Here is a 23,229-nt window from a genome sequence, read left to right as displayed (position 1 = left end):
CCCCGGGTTCCACGCCAGATTCCGCTGAACCCTGGTCCCGGCGGCCACGCCTGCGCGTGTCCCATGCCGCTCTCGCCAACCTCCGGCGGCCACGACGTCGGCGGCCTGCGTACCGGCTCCGACGTGACGCTGGACGTCAAGGTCTCGGCGCCCCAGGACGGCACCTATGACCTGTCCGTCTTCGCCAACTCCATGAACACCGCCGACGCCGTCAAGGAGCAAGGCCCCACCAACGTCTTCCTCCGCGTGGACGGCAAGGCCGAGCAGGAGGTGCACCTGCCCCTCGGTTACCGGTGGCTGGTCTGGGACCACGCCGACGCCAAGGTCGCGCTGACCAAGGGCGAGCACGTTCTCACCTTGGCCGCCAAGAGCCTGGACGGCACGCGCGCCACCAAGAGTGACGCGCTCGTCGACAAGATCGATCTGTCCCTCGCCAACCCTGCGGCGGCCGAGACGATCTACGAAGCCGAGTACGCCACCCTCAAGGGCGCGAGCACCGACTACAGCCGCAAGAAGGTCTCCGGCCCCGGCCACGTCACCATCGGCAAGGATCAAACTGCCACCTTCTGGGCCTACTCCCCCGACGACGGCGAATTCACCCTCACCCTCGACACCCTCGGCGGTGGCCGGGCCTGGCTCGACGTCAACGGCCGGCGCCTCACCGGGGTCAGCGCCGGCACCACGGTGAAGGCTTTCCTGTCCGGCGGCATCAACAAGATCACCCTCACCGGCCAGTCCGGCAGACTCCGCCTGGACCGCCTCCGCGTGCGGAACACCGACGGCACGCTCAAGCCCACCTGGTACGAAGCCGAAGCCGCCCGGGTCGCCGGCACCGCCAAGGTCGCCGCGTACCCGCTGGCCGACGGCGGCAAGGCCGTCACCGACGTCGGCGGCGCCCCAGGCAACGCCAGCACCCTCACCTTCGACGTCACCGCCCCCAGGAACGGCGCCTACGCCGTGACCGTCCGCTACGCCAACCCCGAGCAGTCACCCGCCTCGCACTACAACCCCGACCCGCTGGCCCGCCACGCCGAGATCTCCGTCAACGGCGCCCCGCCCCGGCGCGCCTGGTTCCCGCACTCATTCCACGCCGACAACTTCTGGGAGCTCACCGTCCCGGTCCAGCTCAAGAAGGGAGCCAACACCATCGCCTTCGCCTCGCGGGAACTGCCGAACTTCGACGGCGACTCCTCCATCTCCGACACCTTCCCCGATATCCTGCTCCGATCGAAGTACGCCCCCATCGTCGACAAGATCGCGGTGACACCGCTCGCCAAACCGTGAGTCAGCGCAGGTCCGCGGCTACATCGTCGGGTTCCCGGCTGTCACTGCCGGAGCCCTGGGGCCGTTGCCGCGGACCTCGCGCGAGAACGTAGACGAACAGGACCGCCATGACCGCCGCGCCCGCCCACATGGCCTGCTGCCAGCCGTCGACGAAGGACTCCTGGGCGGCTCGAATCAGCGCCCGCGCCTGGGGACCCGCCCCGTCGGCGGCCGTGAGGGCGTTGACCACGCCCTCACGGGCGGTGTCGGCGCCTGGCACTCCATCGAGGCGGGCATCGATGGCGCCGCGGTAGCCGGCGGTCAGGACCGCTCCGAGCAGCGCGACACCGAGCGCGGTGCCGAACTCCCGGGTGACGTCGTTGAGCGCGGACGCGACACCTTGACGCGCGCGCGGCAGGGCGGCGGTGATGGCCTCGGTGGCCGGCGTCATCGTCAGACCCATGCCGAGTCCCATGGCGAGCATGCCGGGGAGGATCGACAGGTAGCCGCCGTCGACGGAGACGAAGGTGGCCATGAGGACCAGCCCCGCGCCGCCCAGAAAGATCCCCGAGGCCATCGTCGAGCGGCTGCCGACACGCGCGGCCACCTTCGGTGCGAGGCCGGAGGCGAACATCATCAGCAGCGCCATCGGCATGAGCGCCAGGGTGGAGCGCAGGCCGGACCAGCCGAGCACCGCCTGGAAGTACGGGAAGAGGACCACGAAGATCCCTGCCTGCACGCCGAAGACGGTCAGGAGCGACACGGAGCCGCTCGCGAGACCTCGCTCGCGGAACAGGCGGACGTCGAGGAGTGGCGCCGGCCGGCGTAGCTCCCATGCCACGAATCCGGCGGCGGCGATGACGCCGACCAGGAGGCTCAGCAGCGTCGCGGGCGCGGTCCAGCCTCGTTCGGGGCCCTCCTGGAGAAAGAAGACGAGCCCGACCACCGCGACCACGGACGACAGCGAACCGACGGCGTCGAACCCGTGCCCGGACGCCTCACGCGAGTTCGGGACGGATCGCAGCGCCATGACGATGGCGACGACGACGAGCACGACCGGCAGGACGAAGAGCCACCGCCAGCTCGCCAGGTCGACCAGGATGGCCGACAGGTACATCCCCAAGATGCCGCCGCCGCCGGCGACGCCGGTCCACACGCCGATCGCCTTGGCGCGTTCCTCGTCCGGGAAGGTCGAGGTGATGACCGCAAGGGTGGCCGGCATGATCATCGCCGCCCCTGCGCCGCTCAGGAAACGCGCGGCGAGCATGAGCTCCGACGACGTGGCAAGACCGGCCGCCGCGCTCGCCACACCGAAGAGGAGCAGGCCGGCGAGGAGCACCGGCCGGCGGCCCCACCGGTCGCCCAGCGCGCCGAGCGGCAGGAGCAGCGCGGCCAGAGTGAGGGTGTAGATGTTGATGAACCACAGGACCTCGGATTGCGAGGTGTCGAACGCGACGCTGAGCTCCGGCTGGGCGACGTTCAACCCGGACACCGAAGCGATGACGGCCATGAGCGCGACGCAGACCCCGGCCAGGATCGTACGTCGTTGTCGTGGGTCTTGGATGGTCGGGCCGGGGGCTGTCGCGTCTGAGGACGGGTTCGTACTCACGGGATTCCTTTCTCGAAGGCAAGGGGAATCGGCGCCGGAGCGGTGGGCCCCGGCGCTGTCGAATGGTGTGACTACCGGCGTCGGGTGGCGCGCACGACGACGTCGTGGACGCTCGACAGCGCGGGCGAGGTGACGTGCCAGCCGTGGGAGGCGAGCCAGATCGCCTCGGCACCGCTGCCGCACCCCGCGTCCAGTGCCGTGCCCGGCGTCAGTCCGCTGGTCTCACGAGCCAGGTACGGGTTCGGCGGGCTGCCGCCCATGGATCCGGGAACCCCGGCTGGCCTCTCTTGCCAGTGCCGCTCCCAGAAGTCCTTGTCGAATTCGTGCGTCATAGGTCGTCCCTCTCTGCGGGTGCGTGCCTCATGGTGCTGAACGCCAAGGCGGATGCGCAAACTCTGTTGCCGAATGGCAAAATGGCAGGATGGACGAAGCCATTGACCGCACTCTCGACGCCGTCGGACCGAGGTTGAAGCGCCTTCGGCTGCATCGGGACGTCACACTCGCCGACCTCGCGGCGGAGACCGGGATCTCCATCAGCACCTTGTCCCGGCTGGAGGCGGGCCTGCGACGTCCCACGCTCGAGCAGCTGCTCCCGCTGGCTCGCGCCCACGGGGTCACCCTCGACGAGCTCGTAGACGCGCCGCCGACCGGCGACCCCCGTGTCAATCTGCGGCCTATCTCCCGTGGCGACGGCGCCGTCATCCTGCCGCTGACCCGGAGGCCCGGCGGGATCCAGGCCTACAAGTTCGTCCTCCCCGCCGGAAGCGACGACGCCGAACCCGACCTGCGCAGCCACGAGGGCTATGACTGGGCCTACGTCCTCAACGGAACGCTCCGCCTCGTACTCGGCGAACACGACCTCATCCTCAAGCCCGGGGAGGCGGCGGAGTTCGACACGCGCACCCCGCACTGGTTCGGGGCCACCAGCGCCGGTCCCGTCGAGTTCCTGAGCCTCATCGGGAGACAGGGCGAACGCACGCACATCCGCGCGGCACCGAGACCTGGCCCGGCCGAGCTCGGGGACCTCAAGTCCTAGAAACCGCGTCCACCGTCATCATCTCGACCGGGTGCCGCCACCGCTGGTTCACTCTTGCTTCATCGTCCTTCCCTACCGTGGGGCTCGCGTCGGCAGGCCCGCACCCCGGAGGAGCGATGAGCAAGTTACCCGGCGGCCTCGCGCGAGTCGCCGTGGCGGCGGCCACCACCCTGGCAGCGGCCGGGTGCGGAATGAGCGCCCTCCGCCATACCCCGTCCATCCTGGACAAGGACGAGCTGATCGTCGCGGTGAAGCCGGACCAGCCCGGCCTGGGTCTGCGGACCAGGCAGGGCACCTTCGAGGGCTTCGACGTGGACGTGGCCACCTATGTGGCCGGCCACCTGGGCAAGAAGGTCTCCTTCATCGCCACGACGTCGGAAGGCCGGGAGGCCAAGCTGAACTCCGGCGAGGCCGACATGGTGGTGGCCACCTACTCCATCAGCCCACCGCGCAAGATGCAGGTGACGTTCGCGGGGCCGTACTACGTATCGCAGCAGGACATCCTGGTCCGCAACGGAACGACGAACATCGGCAACGTACGAGATCTCGCGGGGCGCAAACTGTGCGAGGCCCAGGGCTCCATCTCCACGTCGCGGATCATCGAAGGCCGCGGCGTGGCCGCCGTCCTGGTCCCGGCCCGCACCTACAGCGAGTGTGTGGACCTCCTCAGGTCCGGCGCGGTGGACGCGGTCTCCACCGGAGACCTGATCCTGGCCGGGTTCGCCGCCCGGGACAAGGGCGCGTACACCATCGTTCACGCCCCGTTCACGGAGGAGCGGTACGGCGTCGCCCTCCGCCACGGCGACATCGCCGGATGCGAGGCGGTCAACCGGGCCATCACCGCGATGTACCAGTCCGGAACGGCGCCCAAGCTCCTCCGCAAACACTTCGGCGCGACGGGCCTTTCGATATCCACCTCAGTGCCACAGTTCGAAGGCTGCGCCTGAGCTTGACCTTCAGCTCTTACGGTCCTGGTGCTCGGTGAGTGTTTCGGTGTGCCAGTGCGCGCTGCCAGATACCCGCAGCACGAGGAAACGTGGGCGCATCGTGGCGGTCCGGTCGCCCCGGGAAATATCGCGTGATCAAGGCGCCACTATCGGGCTCCGGGCTGGATCAGGCCTGTCTCGTAGGCGGCGATGACCGCCTGGATCCGGTCACGCAGGCCGAGCTTGGACAGCACGTTGCTGACGTGCGTCTTCACCGTGTGTTCGCTGACCACGAGCTCCGCCGCGATCTCGGGGTTCGACAGGCCGCGGCCGAGCAGGGTCAGGGTCTCGCGCTCGCGTCCGGTCAGTATGGTCAGGTCGGCGGCGGGCGGGCCGGGACGAGCCTTCTTGCGGACGATGTCGTCGATCAGCCGACGGGTGACCGCGGGAGCCAGCAGAGCCTCCCCGCCGGCGGCTACTCGTATCCCGTGGACCAGGTCGTCTGCGCGTACGTCCTTGAGCAGGAAGCCGCTCGCCCCTGCCTGGAGCGCGTCGTAGACATAGTCGTCCTGGTCGAATGTGGTCAACATGACGACCTTCGCGCTCGTCTCCGCGCACACGACCCTGGCGGCCTCGATGCCATGCGGATGTCCAGCAGGACCACGTCGGGCGCGAGGCGGCGGACCGCCTCGACCGCCTCCTGCCCGTCGCCGGCCTCGGCCACGACCCGCATGTCCGGCTGGGAGTCCACGATCAGCGCGAATCCGCTCCTGACCAGCTCCTGGTCGTCCGCCACCACCACGCTGATCGTCATATCGACTCCCCGGCCGGTAGCCTGACCACGACCTCGAACCCCGTTGAGCCCGCGTCGTAGGTGACGGTGCCGCCGCAGGCCGCGGCCCGCTCACGCATGCCGACCAGGCCGTGACCGCCCCTGCCTGGAGCGGCCCCGCGGCCGTCGTCGGAGATCGTGATCATCAGTTCGTCGTCCTTCCAGTCGAGCCTGACCTCGCCGGTCGTGGCCCCGGCGTGTTTGACCATGTTCGTGAGCGCCTCCTGGACGATTCGGTAGGCCGCCACCTCGGCGTCCGCGGGCAGCGCGGACGGAGTGCCCGCGACGGCCAGCCGTACGGCGGGGCCCGTCTCGGAGACCCGCGCGACCATCCCCCGGAGGCCGCCAAGGGTGGGTTGCGGGGCCCGCGCGGAGTCGGCGTCTCTGAGCAGGTTGAGCATGCGGCGGAGCTGGCCCTGCGCCTCCCTGCCCGCGTCGGATATCGCCCTGAACGCCTGCTCGGCCCGTTCCGGAGCGCTCCGCACGGCGTACGGCCCGGCCTCGGCCTGGACGATCATGACGCTGATGCCGTGGGCCAGGATGTCGTGCATGTCACGGGCGATCCTGGCCTGTTCCCGCTCGGCGGCCCGTTCCTCGGCCAAGGCCGCGTACTGCCTGTGCTGCACCACGGCGCGCACCGTCGGCGGCCCCGGCCTCACGCCGCTGCGCACCCAGGCCTGGAACGCCACGAACAAGCTCGACCGCGCCGGCGTGCGCGGATCGCTGCGCAGGTCCTACATCTCCTTGCACCGGCTCGCGGCCGACGCCGGACTCTTCCCCGAGGCCTACTACGACCCGGCGGCCACACTCAGCGAGCTCACCCAGCCGGTGCTGGCCATGTGGGGCAGCGAGGACAACCAGGTGATGCCGGCCGAGAGCGCCGAGCGCTTCCGCGCGAACGTACATAACGGCCTGACCGTGAAGTTCTTCCCGGACGCTCCCCACGCGCTGCACTCCGGCGAGAACACCCTCAGCCCCGGGTACGCCGAGGCCGTGGGATCGTGGATCAAGGACGTCGCCGCCGGAACCGTCCCGGCCTCCAGCGCGCAGCCCTACCCCGCGCAGGAGTCGCGCAGCGTGGACACTCCGCCGTCGGCCTGGTGGGAGTCGTGGCAACTGATGATCGGCGGCATGGCGCTGATTGACACCATGCCGCGTACCAGCACCTGAGTGTGCGTGTCCAGGAAGATGGTGCCCGTCCACACACGGCCATCGGCGTCGGGAATTTCCAATGTCTGTTCCCGATGCGCCGCTACCCGACCGAGGATCTCGCGGATCATCTCGGTGGCGTCGTCCGTGAGCAGCGACCGAGGCCATGCTCGGGCGGCTCAGTCAGCACCTGCTCAATCTGCTCGTGCAGCGCATTCCACGCTTGCGAATCGTCATCTCTGAGCCGCTCCGGCACCCAGCGCAGCACCTGGCGGCGGTCAGGGTAGTCCAGGCGCTGAACGGCGGCCAGTGGGATGCGGTAGAGCTCCGCGTAGTTGCTGTGCTCGTTCCGCGTCAACCTGTCTGCGGCCTCCCACAGGAACGTGACGTCTTCGACGGTCCAGGGAGTGTCACCTTCGGCCGCTTCGCGCTCGGGCTGCCGCACGTACCCCAGGACACTATCCCAGGGGGCAGGGTATTCCTCCATGACGCCCATGTCAGTCTTCCATCAGCGCGAGCTCGACGAACGACACAACCTGATCGTCGGTCACGTCGACTGTGCCCGATGAGTCCTCACCCCGGAGTGTTTCAGTTGATCATAGACTCGGGGAAAGTCCGCGCCCGAGCGCCCGTTCCACGGCGATGCGAGTCAGCCAGCCGAGGCCCGCGGTGAAAAGGGGCGGCCACACGATCGGGCCGAAGGAGTAGCCGACCAGCACCGCTAGCGGGATCCATACGCGGTGCACCGCCTGGTAGAGCAGTCCCGGCGGGCTGACCCGCGCAAGCCGAGCCAGGTCGGGCAGTGCGAGGAACATCAGCATGGCGGCCGTGGTCGGCAAGCCGTACTTGACGCTTTCGAAAACCGCGAATGCGGCCAGGAACAGCGCGAATATGCCCCAGCCGATCTTCCGTATCCAACCGCCGACGCTCTGACGGCTGCCGGCTCCCGCAGGGAGTGGAGACACGTCATCGGACGTGCGTTCGGTTGTCACGCCCAAAGCATAGGCCGGATGCCTGCAGCGATCTCCCTGGGCGTGCGCCGCAACCGGCTTCCGGCCCGATCGAGGTGTACCTCCAGCGCGAAAGCCACCCACCGCACCTGCTTCCCCTTCGTGGCCTTCGCATCATCTGCGCAAGTCGCGTTGAGGTCCGTCCCGTGCGGTTGTCGGCCGGAGAACTACACGGACCAGGGTTCCGAAGTGCGGCGTTCGCCTACGGATCAGGCCAGGTGGCTGAGGTCGACTCACTGCCGGTCTGCACTCCTCGTGCGCTTCTCAACTCGACGAAAGCTGAGAGGTCATCGGCGCTCTGCGGGGGCGCGGCTCAAGCGGATCATCGCCCGGTACAGGGCCGTCGGGGTGGGCGCGGGCGGCAGGGGCTCGGGGTTCGCGGGGTCCGGGACGGCGTACGACTGGATCATGCAGCCGACCAGCCGGCGCCACGCCTCCGGGGCCGCGCCGGCCGTGGCCGCTATGACACCGGCGTTGGCCATCAGCAGGATGACCAGGTCCTCGGTGGTGAAGTCGGGGCGCAGCCGGCCGGCCGCCTTGGCCCGTACGACCAGCTCGCTGAAGCCCCGGTAGGCCTCGTCCCGCTTGGCCTCCAGGATTTTGGCGCTGGGGAAGGTCATGGTCAGTACGTCGGCGAAACCGCGGTCCGCGGCCTGCATGCCGCAGACGGTCTCGATGTAGTGGGTGAATCCGTGCCACGGATCGGGGTCGGCCAGCGCGGTGGCGACGGCGTCGGCGTACGTCTGCATGGTGTCGGCGAAGACGGCCGCGACCAGGTCCTCGCGAGCGGAGAAATGCCGGAAGAGCGTCGCGATTCCAACACCCGCCTCGCGCGCCACGGAGGCCATCGACGCCTCGATGCCGTCGCGCGCGTAGACCCGCCGGGCCGCGGCCAGGATGCGATCACGGTTGTGCCGGGCATCGATGCGCAGGCCCTGGGTCGAGGGGTCTGCCGAGGGGTCTGGGGAAGCGGGGACGCGGCGGGCGGCAGGGCTCATGAAGCCATCATATCTAATCGGAATGACCTATCCGATTCTGGTGTTACGCTGCACAGAGAGACCGGATAGGCCATTCCGATTAGTTGAGGAGAGTCATTCATGCGCGCTGTCGCTCTGAGTTCCGTCCCCGCGAGCCCCGCCGTCACCGAGGTGGCCGCGCCCCGGCCCGAAGCCGGTGAACTGCTGGTGAAGGTCGCCGCTTCGTCGATCAACGGCTTCGACGCGGCGACCGCGGCCGGCTACCTGCGGCAGATGATGGAGCACCGCTATCCGCTGATCCCGGGCAAGGACTTCGCGGGCACGGTCGAGGCCGTGGGTGAAGGCGTCGAGGGGTTCGCCGTCGGGGACCACGTCTTCGGCGTGGCGATGAAGCCGTTCCTGGGCACCGGCTCGCTCGCCGAGTACCTCGTCGTATCCGCCGCCTACGGTGTGGCGCACATTCCCCAGGGGCTCTCGACCGCCGCGGCCGGAGCGCTGGGACTGGCCGGAACGGCCGCCCTGGACAGCGTCGACGCCGTGGACCCGCAGAAGGGCGAGACCGTCCTGATCTCCGGCGCCACCGGCGGCGTGGGCGCGCTCGCCGTGCAGGTCACGGTGGCTCGCGGCGCCCGGGTGCTCGCCACCGCGCGGCCGGGCGCGGAGAGCGATTTCGTACGGGGGCTGACCGACGCCGAGATCCACCTGGTGGACTTCACCGCGGAGGTGGAGGCGCAGGTGCGCGCTCTGGCCCCGGACGGCGTGGACGCGGTGCTGCACCTGGCCGGCGACGGCGCGCAGCTGGCGGCGCTGCTGAGGCCGGGCGGCCGGCTCGCCTCCACCCTCGGCTTCGGCCCCGACGCCGTCCAGGGTCAGGAGATCAGCGTCACCTCGGTGATGGCCGACCCGAACCAGCTCACCCTGGACAAGCTGGCCGCCGATGCCGCCACGGGCGCCCTGCGGGTGCCCATCACCGCCACCTACCCGCTGGACCAGGTCGCCCAGGCGTTCGCCGACTTCGGCAGCGGCGCGCGGGGCAAGCTCGCGGTCTCCATCGCCTGAGTCCGCTTCCCTCCGTCCCACAGGAGTTTGATCATGCCTACCCTCGCCATCGTCGGCGCCGGCCCCGGCATGGGCCTGTCCATCGCCAAGCTCTTCGGCGGACACGGCTTCGACGTCGCCCTGATCGCCCGTAACAAGGACAAACTGGACGGGCTTGTCGCCGAGCTCGCCACCTCGGGCGTCACGGCGGCGGCCTTCCCCGCCGACATCATGGACCGCCCCGCCCTGGCCGCCGCCCTGGAACAGGCGGCGGCGCACTTCGGCGGTATCGACGTACTGGAGTACTCCCCCGCCCCGCACACCCCGGTCCCGGGCATCACCACGGCCGGCCCGCTGTTGAGCTCCCTCTGAGGGCGCGATCGCGCAGTGACCGGAACTGCTTGCGACGTCTCAATCACGTACGGTAAGGTTTCCGTGGTCGAACGGGCAAGCGATAACCAAGCTGGCCGTGAGATCGCTTCCTGTATTCATCGGTACGACGAGGCCGCCGGACGGGCGGTGACAGGACGTGGAGACTTGCCGGTGGGCGGGTCAGTGAAGCGTCAAGCATTCCGTTCCACAGCTCGTGCTGCTTACGTGGCATGGGCTGCTGCGTAAGCAGCACGGGAATCCTCGCCTCTTCAGGGCGTGGAGCACGTCAATGGGATCTGTACGCCAGCCGGGATCGGGCCGAGCTGGAGTTCACGGGCTGACATCCGGGGTTGCTCGTGGGTGCTCCTGTCAGGGCGGGGATGCGGCCAGGACGGCGGTCCTGGCCGCATGGCCGGGAAGCAAGGACGAAAGACCCTAACGTCCCCTTCCCGATCCGCCGATGCTGGGAAGCATGCAACTAGACGCGTCCGGCCTGCAGGTGCTCTCTCGCCAGGAGTGCCTCGACCTGCTGGACACGGCGTGGATCGGCCGGATCGTCTTCACCGACCGGGCCCTGCCCGCCGTCCAGCCGGTCAACTTCTGCCTGTACGGCGAGCACATCGTGATCCGCACCTCCGTCGGCTCCAAGCTGGCCGCGGCCACCCAGCGGAGTGTGGTCGCCTTCGAGGCCGACGAGTTCGATCCCGACTCGCGTACCGGCTGGTCCGTGACCGCGGTCGGGCACGCGCGAGCCGTACACGAGCCCGAGGAGATGGCCCGCCTCGCCCGGCTCCCCCTGGTGCCGTGGGCGCCGGGCAGCCGTGACCACTACATCATGGTGGCGGCCGAACAGGTTTCCGGCCGCCGCATCACCGCGGCACCAACCGCCTGAGCCGCCGGACCGACCAGCTGAGCCACCACATCACAGCGGGACCGACCACCTGAGCCGGGTTCCGCCGCCCTCGGGTGAATCGACGGTGAACGTGCCGCCCAGCCGGGTGGCACGTTCCTCCAGGTTGACCAGCCCGCTGCGCCGGCCAACGGGCTCGATGCCCACCCCGTTGTCGGTGACGACCAGGGTCAGCCGGCCGGCCGCCGCCTCCAGCAGGATGTCGGCCTTGGCCGCCTTGGCGTGCCGTACCAGGTTGGACAGGGCCTCGCGCAGCACGGCCGTCACCTGCTCGGCCACGGATTGGCCGACCAGCGTGTCGAGCTGCCCCTCCAGGCGCAGTCCGGGACGGAAGCCCAGGTGCGCGGCGGCCCCGTCGACGAGTTCGGTGACCTGACCGCGCAGCCCGCTCGTCCCCGAACCTTGCAGGGCGAAGATGCTGGCTCGGATCTGCCGGATCGTCTCGTCCAGCTCGTCGACCGCGTGCTGGACCCGGCTCGTGGCCTCGGGACGCTCGATCAGCCTGACGGCGCCCATCAGCGTCATGGCCACCGCGAACAGCCGCTGGATCACCACGTCGTGCAGGTCCCTGGCGATCCTGTCGCGGTCTTCCAGCAGGCTGAGCCGCTCCGCGTCGCGGCGCGCCTCGGCCAGCTCCACCGCGATGGCCGCTTGGCCCGCGAAGGCCTCCAGCATGTGGCCGTCGGCCTCGCTGAACGGCAGCCGCCCCGAGCGCTTGCTCATGGCGACCACCCCGCGTACTGAAGGCGGGGCGCCCAAGGGCACCAGCAGCCGCATGTCGCCCTCGGTGAGCGACTGGCCACGGGTGTAGACCTCCCCCGCCATCGTCGTGGCCACCGCGCACGAGGCGCCCAGCAGCTCGTCCGCTCGGTCGCCCTCGGCGATCTCCACCACCAGCCGGGTGCCGCCGTCGGCGGGCACCATCAGCTCGACCAGGTCGGCATCCGTCATCTCCTTGGCCTTGCTGGTCAGTGTGACGAGGACGTCGCGCGGATCGGTGCCGGACAGCAGGCTGGTGGTGATCTCCGAGGAGGCCCGCAGCCACTTCTCCCGCCGCCGGGTCTGCTCGTACATGCGCGCGTTCTCCACCGCCACGCCCGCCGCGGTGGCCAGGGCGATGACGACGGCCTCGTCCTCCTCGTCGAACTCGCCGCCACCGCGCTTCTCCGTCAGGTAGAGGTTGCCGAACACCTCCTCACGCATCCGGATCGGCACGCCCAGGAAGGTGCCCATGGGCGGATGGCCGGGCGGGAAACCGTAGGACTCCGGGTGATCGGCGATCCGCGCCAGCCGCAGCGGCCGGGCGTCCTTGATCAACAACCCGAGCAGGCCGAGCCCGTGCGGCCAGTGTTCGATCTTGGCGATCTCCTCCTCGGTCAATCCCACGGGAATGAACTCGATCAGCGTGCTCCCATGGCCGATCACGCCCAGTGCGCCGTAACTGGCGTCCACCAGGTTGGTCGCGGTCTCCACGATCCGCCGCAGCACCGTTTCCAGATCGAGATCGCTGCCCACCGACACCACCGCGTCCAGCAGCGCGTGCACGCGGTCGCGCGTGGCGAGCACGGCGTTCAGCCGCACCTGCAGCTCGGCCAGCAGCTCGTCCAGCCGCATGGACGGCATCACCGATCCATCGCTCATACTCGCAGTTTCTGCCCGCACGATCGATCGGTAAAGCTCCCCCTGACAGCCTTGGTGACCTATGAGGCGTGACGGCTAATCGGTGATATAGTACCGCCTATGGTTTTGACGGGAGCTTCCCTGCAGCGGACGAGCCTGCGCGATCAGGCGCTGTCGGTGCTGAGGGAGGCGCTGGTTACGGGCGCCCTGGAGCCGGGCGAGGTGTATTCGGCGGCCTCGCTGGCGACGGAGCTCGGAGTGTCCACGAGTCCGGTACGCGAGGCGATGCTCGCCCTGGTCGACGAGGGCCTGCTGGAGGCGCTGCCCAACCGGGGATTCCGCGTCGTGTCGTTCACCGAGCAGGACTTCACCGAGATCTTCGAGCTGCGCATGATGCTCGAGGTGCCCGGGGTGGGCCGGGCGGCCGAGTTGGGCTTGGGAGATCGGGTGGAGCGGCTGTCGCGGCTCGTCGATGTCATCGAGCGGACGGCCGAGGAGCACGATCTGCCCGGCAACCTTCAGGCCGATCGCGACTTTCACCTCCTGCTGCTGGAGGCGACCGGGAACCGGCGACTGGTCGACTCGGTGGCGTGCCTGCGCGACCAGACCCGCCTGTACAACCTGCGCCACCTCACCGCGGCGGGCGACCTGGCCGGCTCCGCTGCGGAGCACCGTCCGTTGCTGGCGGCGGTCCTGAAAGGCGACCGTGCGCTCGCCGAAGAGCTGATGCGCCGGCACCTGTCGCACATTCCGGGTGACTGGTCGTCGGGCGGCGGCCCGAAGCGCGGGCCCACAGCTTGAGAAGACTTCACGAAGGAGCAGTGGTCATCCCATGAGCGTTCTGTCGTCGATCAGCGGCCCGGCGGATCTCAACGGGTTAAGCCCCGCGGAGCTGGACCGGCTCGCCGCCGAGATCCGTGAGTTCCTGATCGACGCGGTCTCCCGTACGGGCGGCCATCTGGGGCCGAACCTCGGCGTCGTGGAGCTGACCATCGCCCTGCACCGCGTCTACGACTCCCCTGCCGACCGCGTCATCTTCGACGTCGGTCACCAGGCGTACGTTCATAAACTGCTCACCGGGCGGCAGGACTTCTCGCGACTGCGGCAGGAAGGCGGGCTTTCCGGTTACCCGAGCCGGGCCGAGTCCCCGCACGACGTCGTGGAGAACCAGCACGCCTCGACCGCCCTCAGCTGGGCGTACGGGCTGGCCAAGGCCCACCGTCTCACCGGTCGGCGTGACCGTCACGTCGTCGCCGTGATCGGGGACGGCGCCCTGACCGGCGGGATGGCATGGGAAGCGCTGAACAACATCGCCGCCGACCCGTCGCTGCCGCTGGTGATCGTCGTCAACGACAACGAGCACTCCTATTCACCGACGATCGGCGGCCTGGCCACCCACCTGGCGGCCCTGCGCACCACCGACGGCTACGAACGGTTCCTGCGGCGTACCCGGGACATCCTCGACCGCACCCCGATGATCGGGCGTCCGTTGTTCGACGCTCTGCACGGCGCCAAGAAGGGGCTCAAGGACTTCGTCGCGCCGCAGGGCATGTTCGAAGACCTTGGCCTGAAGTACGTCGGCCCGATCGACGGTCACGACCGGGCGGCGGTGGAGCAGGCGCTGCACCTGGCCAAACAGTTCTCCGGCCCGGTGATCGTGCACTGCATCACGGAGAAGGGGCGCGGCTATCCGCCGGCCGAGCAGTCCGACGAGCGGTTCCACCAGGTCAAGGTGATCGACCCGGACACCGGGGTGCCGCTGCGCGTGGCCGGAGAGGACTGGACCTCGGTGTTCGCCGGGGAGCTGGTGCGGATCGGTGCCGAACGTCCCGACGTGGTGGCGATCACGGCGGCGATGCTGCGCTCGACCGGGCTGGAGCCCTTCGCCCAGCGTTACCCCGACAGGGTCCTCGACGTGGGCATCGCCGAGCAACACGCCGCCACGGCCGCGGCGGGACTCGCCACGGGCGGGCTGCATCCGGTCGTCGCCGTGTACGCCACGTTCGCCAACCGTTGTTTCGACCAGTTGCTGATGGATGTGGCGCTGCACCGGTGCGGGGTGACGTTCGTCCTGGACCGGGCGGGGATCACCGGCGACGACGGCGCCTCTCACAACGGCGTCTGGGACCTGGCCGTCCTCCAGGTCGTTCCGGGGCTGCGGATCGCGGCACCCCGGGACGGCGAACGCCTGCGGGAACAGTTGCGCGAGGCGCTGGCGGTGGACGACGCGCCCACGCTGGTCCGCTATCCGAAGGGAAGCGTCGGTGCCCCGATCCCCGCCGTCGGACGGATCGGCGGCATGGACGTGCTCCGGGAAGCCCCTGTTGACCGCCGGAGCACGGACACCGAACCGGCGGCGGATGTCCTGATCGTGTCCGTCGGCGCGCTGGCTCCGCTGTGCCTGCAGGTCGCCGAGCGCCTGGCCGATCACGGCATCACCGCGACGGTGGTCGACCCGCGCTGGGTCAAGCCGGTCGATGACCTGCTGCCCGGCCTCGCCGCCCGGCACCGCATGGTGCTGACGGTGGAAGACGGGGTACGGGCCGGCGGCGTCGGCTCCGCCGTCGCTCAGGCCCTGCGCGACGCGGGGGTCGACGTGCCCATGCGTGACTTCGGGGTGCCGGTGGCGTTCCTCGACCACGCCGGCCGCGATCGCGTGCTCGCCCGCCTCGGCCTGACCGCGGCGGACATCGCCCGCCAAGCCGAGGAGACCTTCCTCCAGCTCACGCGCCAACCACAGGACGCCTCGTCCTCCTGACCCCTATGGATCATGGGTCGGTCATGTCGGTGAGCGGGCGGCGGACCCCGTGGCTCTCGTCGGCGGCGATGCCGAGCCGCATGAGCATCTGCGGGTAGGCGCCCGCGCACATCCGCTGCCGGAGGAAGTCGCGTAGGTGCGGCTCCTCCAGCGCCTGGGTGTGGAAGGCGGCGCTCACTCCGTGGGCCGAGGCGTGCAGCAGCACGTGCTGCAGCGCCTGCCCGGCCGCCAGCCAGGCCTCGCGGGTGTCCTCGCGAGTGGTCAGCAGCGCCACCACCCCGGTGGCGCATGACATGCGCTGGTCGGTCTCGGTGCCCCAGGGACGCTCGTGGGCGTAGTCGCGCTGGGCGAATTCGCCGGTCGGCTGTTCTGCGTAGGCGCCGGTCGGCCGCTCGGGGTCGGTGTCACCCGATCGCTTGGGGTAGGCGTCGGCGGGCACGCCATCGCCTCGGGTGCTGTCCGGTGGGCGCGCCCACCGCATGACCTCGAGGGTGAAGGGCCAGTCCTGCGACTGGACGGCCTGGGCCGCCTCGGTGAGCGCGGCCAGGGCCCGGACGGCGGCGGGCGCCCCGATCGGCGTGAAGGTCGCGCCCTCATTGGCGGCCTCGCGCTGCCACTGTGCCACGAGCCGCTCGGGCACGGGCGTCTCGGTGAATCCCGCCCGATGCGTACGCCGCACCTCGATCTGCCCGGCCAGCATACTGGTGTGCTCGTCCGGCTCGACGGCCTCGCCCACCCGGACCGTCGCCAGCAGCGAGGGCCGGTCGGGATCGGGCAGGATCCGCACGATCGGCTCACGGCCGGCCTGGTGCAGCGCGGTACGCAGGTTGAACACGGCCGCCCCGCAGCTGATCAGCATTTCCCTGCCGCCAGGGTCTTCCAGGGCCAGTTTGCGGTCGGTGCTCGCGCGGACGGCGATCTCCTGGCCCGTGACGGCGAAGGTCCAGGGCTGGGTGTTGTGCACCGACGGTGCCCAGCGCGCCGCCTCGAGCGCGATGTCGATGGTCATGTCGTTCTCCCAGGTCAGGCCGCGGATCGCCATGGCTCCACGATCCGCCCGCGTGCCTGCCGCGTGCAGAGGCCAAAGTCCCATCGATCACAGCCATACGGCCCGCGTCGGTCAGGGGCGCCAGGGTGTACGGGAGCCGGTCGGCTCGTCGGCACGACTGCGGTACACGATGTAGGGCCGGGTCAGGTAACCGATGGGCGCGGTGAGCATGTGTACCAGCCGGGTGAACGGCCAGATGGCGAACAGCAGCAGCGCGCTGAGGGCGTGCAGCTGGAACAGGATGGGCGCGCCGGCCATCAGCGAGGGGTCCGGGCTGAAGGAGAAGATCGACCGGAACCAGGGGGAGATGGTGGTGCGGTAGTCGTAGCCGCCGCCGATGACATTGGCCGCCACCGTGGCGGCCAGGCCGAGCACGATGGTGGCGCTCAGCACCAGATACATGAGCTTGTCGTTGCGGGTGGTGGCGGTGAACACCGGTCCGACGGTGCGGCGCCGGTAGATGAGGATCGCCAGGCCGCCGAGGGTGGCCAGGCCCGCGACGGTGCCGAGCAGGACCGCGCCGGCGTGGTAGGCCGCCTCGCTCACGCCTACGGCCTCGGTCCAGCTCTTGGGGATCACCAGCCCGCCGATGTGGCCGAGCAGGACGACCAGGATGCCGAAGTGGAACAGCGGGCTGCCGACGCGCAGCAGCCGCGACTCGTACATCTGTGATGAGCGGGTGGTCCAGCCGAACTTGTCATACCGATAGCGCCAGACGTGGCCGAGCACGAACACGGTGAGCGCCACGTAGGGCGCCACCACCCACAGCAGGACGTCGACGGCGTTCACCGGTAGGTCTCCAACCCGACCTCCTCGGCGGGCGGTCCCTCGGCCGCCAGCCGCAGCGCGGCCTCCTTCTCACGCGGGCCGGCCGGGGGCAGCGTGGCGGTCACGGCGGCCACCACGTCGGCGTACGGCGAGCGCTCGTCCTCCAGCGCCGTGCGCAGGAGCTCCAGGCCCGCCCGGTGCTCCCGCAGCAGGCGCCCGGCCTCCCGCACGGCGCCGCGGGCCGACAGCTCGCACACCACCGCCACGTGGTCGGGCAGCTCACCGTCGGCGACCTCGAAGCCCGCGGCGCGCAGGGCGTGCTTGAAACGCAGCAGTGCCCCGCCGCGTTTACGGGTGTCGCCGTAGGCGTAGTACGTCAGGTACGGGCAGCAGCGCCGCTTGAGGTCGAAGGTCGCCACGTAATGGGCGGCCAGGTCGGTCTGGGCGGTGCCCGCGACGTGGTCGAGGAAGGCGGTCAGGCGGTCGCGGACCTCTCCGGCGGGCAGCGTGATCACCGCCTCGGCCAGCACCTGGCGGGCGCCGTACAACCGCTCGTCGGGGTAGCCGAGCAGCACGCCGGCCACCAGGTGGGCGGTCCGCAGTTCGCCTTCTCCCAGAGCCCTCATCATGATCCGTCCCGGTTTCTCTTGGGGAACAGCCCCTCAGGGGTGCCCTTGCCGTCCCAGTTGAGGAGGTTGACCCGACCACTCAGCTCGCCGGACTGCCGCGCGCGCAGCGCGTGGAAGTTCTCCACCGCCACCGGGTCGGGCAGACCGGAGGACTCGCCGAACGGGCCGCTCATGCCGGGTCCGCCCTCGTAGTCGAGGCTGCAGCCGGTGGCGCTCTCCTCCAGCCGCGCGCCCTGCTCGGCGTGGGCCTTAGGGATGACGTACCGCTCGGCGTAGGGGGCCAGGGCGAGCAGCCGGTGCATGCCTTCGACCTGCCGGCCGCTCATCCCCACGGCGGCCGCGATCGACTCGTCGGGTTCCTGGCCGAGGTTGAGGCGGCGCATGTAGGAGCGCATGGCGGCCAGGCGGCGCAGCGCGGCCCGCACCGGCCCGGGGTCGCCGGCGGTGAACAGCTCGGCCAGGTAGCCGATCGGGATGCGCAGGGCGTCGATCGCGCCGAACAGGTTGCCGGCGTCCTCGCCGTCGTGGCCGGTGTTCGCCAGGACGTCGACCACGGGTGACAGCGGCGGGATGTACCAGACCATCGGCAGCGTGCGGTATTCCGGGTGCAGCGGGAGGGCCACGCCGTACTCGAAGATCAGCTGGTGGATCGGGGAGTTCCGGGCCGCCTCCAGCCAGTCCTCGGGGATGCCCGCGGCGCGGGCGGCGGCGATCACCTCGGGATCGCGCGGATCCAGCAGCACGCTCTTGTGCGCCTCGTACAGGTCCTTCTCGTCCGGGACGGAGGCGGCCTCCAGGACCCGGTCGGCGTCGTAGAGCAGCAGGCCGAGGTAGCGCAGGCGGCCCACGCAGGTCTCCGAGCAGACCGTGGGGATGCCGACCTCGACCCGGGGGTAGCAGAAGGTGCACTTCTCCGCCTTGCCGGTGCGGTGGTTGAAGTACACCTTCTTGTACGGGCAGCCGGTCACGCACATGCGCCAGCCACGGCAGCGGTCCTGGTCGACCAGCACGATGCCGTCCTCGGAGCGCTTGTACATCGCGCCGGACGGGCAGGAGGCCACGCACGAGGGGTTGAGGCAGTGCTCGCAGATGCGCGGCAGGTAGAACATGAACGCCTGCTCGAACTCCAGCTTGACCTGGTCGGACACCTTACGGAGAACCGGGTCGGCGGCGGTGAGCTCCGGGCCGCCGGCCAGGTTGTCGTCCCAGTTCGCGCTCCAGGTGATCTTCGTGTGCTCGCCGGTGATCAGCGACCTGGGCCGCGCGACGGGCGTGTCCTCGGTGGCGGGGGCCGAGAAGAGCCGGTCGTAGTCGTAGGTCCAGGGCTCGTAGTACTGCTGGATGGAGGGCATGAGCGGGTTGGCGAAGATGGTGAGCAGTTTCCGCAGCCGCCCACCCGCCTTCAGCCGGAGCCGGCCGCGCCGGTTGAGCTCCCAGCCGCCCTTCCAGGTGTCCTGATCCTCGTAGGTGCGTGGGTAGCCCTGGCCGGGGCGGCTCTCGACGTTGTTGAACCAGACGTACTCGACTCCGGCCCGGTTGGTCCAGGCCTGCTTGCAGGTGACCGAGCAGGTGTGGCAGCCGATGCACTTGTCGAGATTCATCACCATGGCCAGCTGTGCCATGACTCGCATCAGTAGTCGACCTCCTGGGCTCGGCGGCGGATCACGGTGACCTCGTCGCGCTGGTTGCCGGTCGGCCCGAGATAGTTGAAGGCGAACGACAGCTGGGCGTAGCCGCCGATCAGATGGGTGGGCTTGACCAGCAGGCGGGTGAGGGAGTTGTGGATGCCGCCGCGCCGCCCGGACGCCTCGCTCTTGGGCACGTCCACGACGCGTTCCTGCGCGTGGTACATGTACACGGTGCCTTCTGGCATCCGGTGGGAGACGACCGCGCGGGCCACGACGACCCCGTTGCGATTGACCGCCTCGATCCAGTCGTTGTCGCGGATCTTCGCCTTGGCGGCGTCGGCCGGGCTCATCCAGATGGTCGGCCCGCCTCGGGAGAGCGTGAGCATGAGCAGGTTGTCCTGGTATTCGGAGTGGATGGACCACTTCGAGTGCGGGGTGAGGTAGCGCACGGCGATGCCGTCCGCCCCGGTGTCGCCGACGCCGGGTTCGCCGAACAGCGCGGTCATGTCGAGCGGCGGCCGGTAGGTCGGCAGCGCCTCGCCGGCCTCGTGGATCCAGTCGTGGTCGAGGTAGAAGTGCTGGCGGCCGGTGAGGGTGTGCCAGGGCTTGCGGTGCTCGATGTTGATGGTGAACGGCGAGTAGCGCCGCCCGCCGGTCTCGCTGCCCGACCATTCCGGCGAGGTGATCACGGGCACCGGCCGGGCCTGGGTGTCGGCGAAGGTGATCTGCTTGTGCTCGTCGGCCAGCCCGTCGAAGGAGGTTCCGGTACGCCGGCCCAGCGTGGCGAACCCCTGGGCGGCCAGGTGCCCGTTGGTGGTGCCTGACAGCGCCAGAATGGCCTCGCACATGTCGCTGTCGCGGGCCAGAGATGGGCGGCCGTGGACAGTGCCGGTCATCCTGCCCAGCCGGTCGATCTCGCCGGAGACGTCGTACGTCAGGCCCTTGGTGGTGGCGCCGAGCCGTTCCAGCAGCGGCCCGAGGGCGGCCATCCGCTCCGCCACCGCCCCGTAGTCGCGCTCCACCGTGACGACCTTGGGGAAGTCGCGTCCCGGAGTGGGCGGCCGGCCCGTCACGCGCCAGTCGTGCACCCGCCCGTGCGGGGTGGCCAGTTCGTCGGGCGTGTCGTGCGTCAGCGGCATGGCCACCACGTCCGTGCGGGTGCCCAGGTGGGTCCGGGCCAGGGCGCTGAACGCCTTGGCGATGGCGTGGAAGGCCGCGAAGTCGGTGCGGGTCTGCCAGGGCGGGTCGATCGCCGGGGTGAAGGCGTGCACGAACGGGTGCATGTCCGTCGAGGACAGGTCGTGCTTCTCGTACCAGGTGGCGGCGGGCAGCACGATGTCGGAGAACAACGTGGTGGAGGTCATCCGGAAGTCCAGCGACAGCAGCAGGTCGAGCTTGCCGCGCGGCGCCCGCTCCGGCCAGGTCAGGCTCCGCGGCCGCTGTCCGGGCGCGGCTTCCTCGGCCCGCACGGCCGAGTCGGTGCCCAGCAGATGGCGCAGGAAATACTCGTTGCCCTTGGCCGAGGAGCCGAGCAGGTTGGCCCGCCACACGGTCAGCACGCGCGGCCAGTTCGCGGGCGCGTCGGGGTCCTCGCAGGCGAACCCGAGCCGGCCCGATGCGACCTGCTCGGCCACGTACGGCGCCGCCTCCGCGCCCGCCGCGGCCACCTCGTCAGCCAGGTCGAGCGGATTGCGGTCGAACGTCGGATATGACGGCATCCAGCCCAGCCGCGCCGACTGCGCCAGCAGGTCGGCGGTGGCCTTGCCGGCGAACGCGCCGTCGCCGAGCGGCGAGGAGAGGACATCGGCCGCGTAGGTGTCGTAGCGCCATTGGTCGGTGTGCAGGTACCAGTAGGCGGTGCCGATCATCTGCCGGGGCGGGCGCGACCAGTCCAGGCCGAAGGCGAGTTGCGCCCAGCCGGTGATCGGCCGGCACTTCTCCTGGCCGACGTAGTGCGCCCAGCCACCGCCGTTGACGCCCTGGCAGCCGGTCAGCGTGGTCAGCGCCAGGAACGAGCGGTAGATGGTGTCGGAGTGGAACCAGTGGTTCGTCCCCGCCCCCATGACGATCATGGATCGGCCGCCCGACTCCTCGGCGTTGCGGGCGAACTCCCTGGCGATCCGGGCCGCTTTGGCCGCGGGCACGCCGGTGATCGCCTCCTGCCAGGCCGGGGTGTAGGGCTCCGCCGCGTCGTCGTAGCCGGACGGCCAGCGCCCCGGCAGCCCGTCGCGGGCCACCCCGTACTGGGCGAGCATCAGGTCGTACACCGTGGTGACCAGGTGACCGCCGACCCGCCGCACCGGCACGCCCCGCTCCAGCACCCCGTCGCCGTGCCCGTCGAAGCGCGGCAGGGCGACCGTCACCGCCTCCTCACCCAGGACGGTCAGCAGCGGGTCCACCTCCCCCAGGTCGAGGTTCCAGCGGCCCCGCCCCTGCTCGGAGTAGCGGAAGGCGAGCGAGCCGTTCGGCACGACCGGCTCGCCGGTCCCCGCGTCCAGCAGCACCGTGGCGAACGCCGCCTCCTCCCCTTCCTGCCCCAGGTCGGCCGCGGTGAGGAATTTGTCCGGCAGGTACGACCCGTCCCGCTCCCGCAGCCGGACCAGGAACGGCAGGTCGGTGAAGCGCTTGACGTAATCGGTGAAGCCGGCCGTCGGCCGGTCGGCGAAGAACTCCTTGAGGATCACCTGCCCCATCGCCATGGCCAGCGCGCCGTCCGTGCCCGGGTGCGGGGCCAGCCACTCGTCGGCGAACTTGGCGGCGTCGTTGTAGTCGGGCGCGAGCACCACCACCTTCTGGCCCCGGTAGCGCGCCTCGGCCATGAAGTGGGCGTCGGGCGTGCGGGTGACCGGCACGTTCGAGCCCCACAGCATCAGGTACGCGGCGTCCCACCAGTCGGCCGACTCCGGCACGTCCGTCTGGTCGCCGAACACCTGCGGGGAGGCCACCGGCAGGTCGGCGTACCAGTCGTAGAACGACAGCATCGCCCCGCCGATCAACGACACGAACCGGGCGCCCACCGCGTGGGAGGCCATCGACATGGCCGGGATCGGGGAGAAACCGGCCACCCGGTCGGGGCCGTAGGTCTTGATGGTGTGCACGTGCGCCGCGGCGATGATCTCGCAGGCCTCGTCCCAGGTGACGCGCACCAGACCGCCCTTGCCGCGGGCCGACTGGTAGCGGCGGCGCTTGTCCGGGTCTGTGGTGATCTCGGCCCAGGCGGCGACCGGGTCGCCCAGCCTCGCCTTCGCCTCCCGGTACATCTCCACCAGGACGCCCCTGGCGTACGGGAAACGGACCCGGGTGGGCGAGTAGGTGTACCAGGAGAAGGCGGCCCCGCGCGGGCAGCCGCGCGGCTCGTACTCGGGACGGTCGCCGCCCACGCTGGGGTAGTCGGTCTGCTGCGCCTCCCAGGTGATCACGCCGTCCTTGACGTACACCTTCCAGGAGCAGGAGCCAGTGCAGTTGACGCCGTGGGTGGAGCGGACGACCTTGTCGTGGCTCCATCGGTCGCGGTAGAACGCGTCGCCTTGACGTCCGCCGATCTGGTGCAGGGTCCGCAGGTCGCCGGAGACCGCGCCGGGTCGTAGATGCCGGCCGAGTCTCAGCAGGGCGTCGCTGACCGGCCCATCCATACCCGCCATACGCACAGCTCCTTC

The 23,229-nt window shown here is 70.2% G+C and carries 21 protein-coding genes and 1 pseudogene; 9 read left to right on the top strand and 13 right to left on the bottom strand.

Annotated elements, in window-relative coordinates:
• Positions 1 to 63 precede the first annotated feature (63 nt).
• Positions 64 to 1,284 (top strand): hypothetical protein, encoded by a 1,221-nt coding sequence (locus ACQP2T_RS28920; RefSeq protein WP_433519192.1) that lies wholly within the window; start codon positions 64 to 66, stop codon positions 1,282 to 1,284.
• A gap of 1 nt (position 1,285) precedes the next feature.
• Here ACQP2T_RS28920 and ACQP2T_RS28915 read toward each other — a convergent pair whose 3' ends face one another.
• Together ACQP2T_RS28915 and ACQP2T_RS28910 are read right to left on the bottom strand one after the other, a co-directional pair.
• On the bottom strand, positions 1,286 to 2,872 hold the full coding sequence (locus ACQP2T_RS28915) for an MFS transporter (RefSeq protein ID WP_433519191.1): 1,587 nt from the start codon (positions 2,870 to 2,872) through the stop codon (positions 1,286 to 1,288).
• 71 nt (positions 2,873 to 2,943) lie between these two features.
• The gene (locus ACQP2T_RS28910; protein WP_433519190.1) at positions 2,944 to 3,204 is read right to left on the bottom strand and encodes a hypothetical protein; all 261 of its coding nucleotides are present in this window, start codon (positions 3,202 to 3,204) and stop codon (positions 2,944 to 2,946) included.
• Positions 3,205 to 3,293: 89 nt separating this feature from the next.
• Here ACQP2T_RS28910 and ACQP2T_RS28905 point away from each other — a divergent pair, with 89 nt between their 5' ends.
• Positions 3,294 to 3,908 carry a helix-turn-helix domain-containing protein gene (locus tag ACQP2T_RS28905; RefSeq protein WP_433519189.1) on the top strand — a complete coding sequence of 205 codons (615 nt, stop codon included), beginning with the start codon at positions 3,294 to 3,296 and terminating at the stop codon, positions 3,906 to 3,908.
• Between the two features lie 116 nt (positions 3,909 to 4,024).
• Complete coding sequence (locus tag ACQP2T_RS28900) at positions 4,025 to 4,855, top strand: glutamate ABC transporter substrate-binding protein (RefSeq protein ID WP_433519188.1); 831 nt, start codon at positions 4,025 to 4,027, stop codon at positions 4,853 to 4,855.
• Between the two features lie 146 nt (positions 4,856 to 5,001).
• Here ACQP2T_RS28900 and ACQP2T_RS28895 read toward each other — a convergent pair.
• A pseudogene (locus ACQP2T_RS28895) lies at positions 5,002 to 5,648 on the bottom strand (response regulator).
• Positions 5,645 to 6,217 carry a sensor histidine kinase gene (locus tag ACQP2T_RS28890; RefSeq protein WP_433519187.1) on the bottom strand — a complete coding sequence of 191 codons (573 nt, stop codon included), beginning with the start codon at positions 6,215 to 6,217 and terminating at the stop codon, positions 5,645 to 5,647. Before ACQP2T_RS28890 ends, ACQP2T_RS28895 begins: the two are co-directional and overlap by 4 nt.
• Between ACQP2T_RS28890 and ACQP2T_RS28885 the strand changes: the two genes are divergently transcribed.
• Positions 6,216 to 6,836 carry an alpha/beta fold hydrolase gene (locus ACQP2T_RS28885; RefSeq protein ID WP_433519186.1) on the top strand — a complete coding sequence of 207 codons (621 nt, stop codon included), beginning with the start codon at positions 6,216 to 6,218 and terminating at the stop codon, positions 6,834 to 6,836. The genes ACQP2T_RS28890 and ACQP2T_RS28885 overlap by 2 nt on opposite strands.
• Before the next feature lie 106 nt (positions 6,837 to 6,942).
• Here the strand turns inward: ACQP2T_RS28885 and ACQP2T_RS28880 are convergent, their stop codons facing one another.
• From ACQP2T_RS28880 to ACQP2T_RS28870, 3 genes are all read right to left on the bottom strand, one after another.
• The gene (locus ACQP2T_RS28880; RefSeq protein WP_433519185.1) at positions 6,943 to 7,311 is read right to left on the bottom strand and encodes a hypothetical protein; all 369 of its coding nucleotides are present in this window, start codon (positions 7,309 to 7,311) and stop codon (positions 6,943 to 6,945) included.
• A gap of 100 nt (positions 7,312 to 7,411) precedes the next feature.
• Complete coding sequence (locus ACQP2T_RS28875) at positions 7,412 to 7,807, bottom strand: hypothetical protein (RefSeq protein ID WP_433519184.1); 396 nt, start codon at positions 7,805 to 7,807, stop codon at positions 7,412 to 7,414.
• 305 nt (positions 7,808 to 8,112) lie between these two features.
• On the bottom strand, positions 8,113 to 8,823 hold the full coding sequence (locus ACQP2T_RS28870; RefSeq protein WP_433519183.1) for a TetR/AcrR family transcriptional regulator: 711 nt from the start codon (positions 8,821 to 8,823) through the stop codon (positions 8,113 to 8,115).
• A 99-nt stretch (positions 8,824 to 8,922) separates the two neighbouring features.
• On the opposite strand from ACQP2T_RS28870, the gene ACQP2T_RS28865 reads away from it, so the two are divergent.
• From ACQP2T_RS28865 to ACQP2T_RS28855, 3 genes are all read left to right on the top strand, one after another.
• Positions 8,923 to 9,861 (top strand): NADP-dependent oxidoreductase, encoded by a 939-nt coding sequence (locus ACQP2T_RS28865; RefSeq protein ID WP_433519182.1) that lies wholly within the window; start codon positions 8,923 to 8,925, stop codon positions 9,859 to 9,861.
• A 33-nt stretch (positions 9,862 to 9,894) separates the two neighbouring features.
• Positions 9,895 to 10,212, top strand: coding sequence for an SDR family NAD(P)-dependent oxidoreductase (locus tag ACQP2T_RS28860; protein WP_433519181.1), 318 nt, complete (start codon positions 9,895 to 9,897; stop codon positions 10,210 to 10,212).
• 472 nt (positions 10,213 to 10,684) lie between these two features.
• A complete protein-coding gene (locus tag ACQP2T_RS28855) occupies positions 10,685 to 11,104 on the top strand; it encodes a pyridoxamine 5'-phosphate oxidase family protein (RefSeq protein WP_433519180.1) in 420 nt (139 codons plus the stop codon).
• Positions 11,105 to 11,134: 30 nt separating this feature from the next.
• On the opposite strand, the gene ACQP2T_RS28850 is transcribed toward ACQP2T_RS28855, so the two are convergent.
• On the bottom strand, positions 11,135 to 12,763 hold the full coding sequence (locus ACQP2T_RS28850; protein ID WP_433519179.1) for a sensor histidine kinase: 1,629 nt from the start codon (positions 12,761 to 12,763) through the stop codon (positions 11,135 to 11,137).
• Positions 12,764 to 12,862: 99 nt separating this feature from the next.
• Here ACQP2T_RS28850 and ACQP2T_RS28845 point away from each other — a divergent pair, with 99 nt between their 5' ends.
• Both ACQP2T_RS28845 and dxs read left to right on the top strand, forming a co-directional pair.
• Positions 12,863 to 13,543: a GntR family transcriptional regulator gene (locus ACQP2T_RS28845; protein WP_433519178.1), complete on the top strand. Its 681-nt coding sequence runs from the start codon at positions 12,863 to 12,865 to the stop codon at positions 13,541 to 13,543.
• A gap of 31 nt (positions 13,544 to 13,574) precedes the next feature.
• Positions 13,575 to 15,500, top strand: coding sequence for a 1-deoxy-D-xylulose-5-phosphate synthase (dxs, locus tag ACQP2T_RS28840; protein WP_433519177.1), 1,926 nt, complete (start codon positions 13,575 to 13,577; stop codon positions 15,498 to 15,500).
• Positions 15,501 to 15,510: 10 nt separating this feature from the next.
• On the opposite strand, the gene ACQP2T_RS28835 is transcribed toward dxs, so the two are convergent.
• The 5 genes from ACQP2T_RS28835 to ACQP2T_RS28815 all read right to left on the bottom strand — a co-directional run bounded on the left by ACQP2T_RS28835 (position 15,511) and on the right by ACQP2T_RS28815 (position 23,214).
• The gene (locus tag ACQP2T_RS28835) at positions 15,511 to 16,542 is read right to left on the bottom strand and encodes an Acg family FMN-binding oxidoreductase (protein WP_433519176.1); all 1,032 of its coding nucleotides are present in this window, start codon (positions 16,540 to 16,542) and stop codon (positions 15,511 to 15,513) included.
• 78 nt (positions 16,543 to 16,620) lie between these two features.
• Positions 16,621 to 17,337: a respiratory nitrate reductase subunit gamma gene (gene narI / locus ACQP2T_RS28830; RefSeq protein ID WP_433519175.1), complete on the bottom strand. Its 717-nt coding sequence runs from the start codon at positions 17,335 to 17,337 to the stop codon at positions 16,621 to 16,623.
• Positions 17,334 to 17,945 carry a nitrate reductase molybdenum cofactor assembly chaperone gene (gene narJ / locus ACQP2T_RS28825; RefSeq protein WP_433519174.1) on the bottom strand — a complete coding sequence of 204 codons (612 nt, stop codon included), beginning with the start codon at positions 17,943 to 17,945 and terminating at the stop codon, positions 17,334 to 17,336. The genes narI and narJ overlap by 4 nt, the downstream gene beginning before the upstream one ends.
• Complete coding sequence (gene narH / locus ACQP2T_RS28820) at positions 17,942 to 19,576, bottom strand: nitrate reductase subunit beta (RefSeq protein ID WP_433519173.1); 1,635 nt, start codon at positions 19,574 to 19,576, stop codon at positions 17,942 to 17,944. The genes narJ and narH overlap by 4 nt, the downstream gene beginning before the upstream one ends.
• Positions 19,576 to 23,214, bottom strand: a complete 3,639-nt coding sequence (locus tag ACQP2T_RS28815) for a nitrate reductase subunit alpha (RefSeq protein ID WP_433519172.1) — start codon at positions 23,212 to 23,214, stop codon at positions 19,576 to 19,578. Before ACQP2T_RS28815 ends, narH begins: the two co-directional genes overlap by 1 nt.
• Between the last annotated feature and the right edge of the window lie 15 nt (positions 23,215 to 23,229).

The organism is Nonomuraea sp. CA-143628 (assembly GCF_050942315.1).
GTDB lineage: Bacteria > Actinomycetota > Actinomycetes > Streptosporangiales > Streptosporangiaceae > Nonomuraea.
This window is presented reverse-complemented; position numbering and strand designations above follow the sequence as displayed.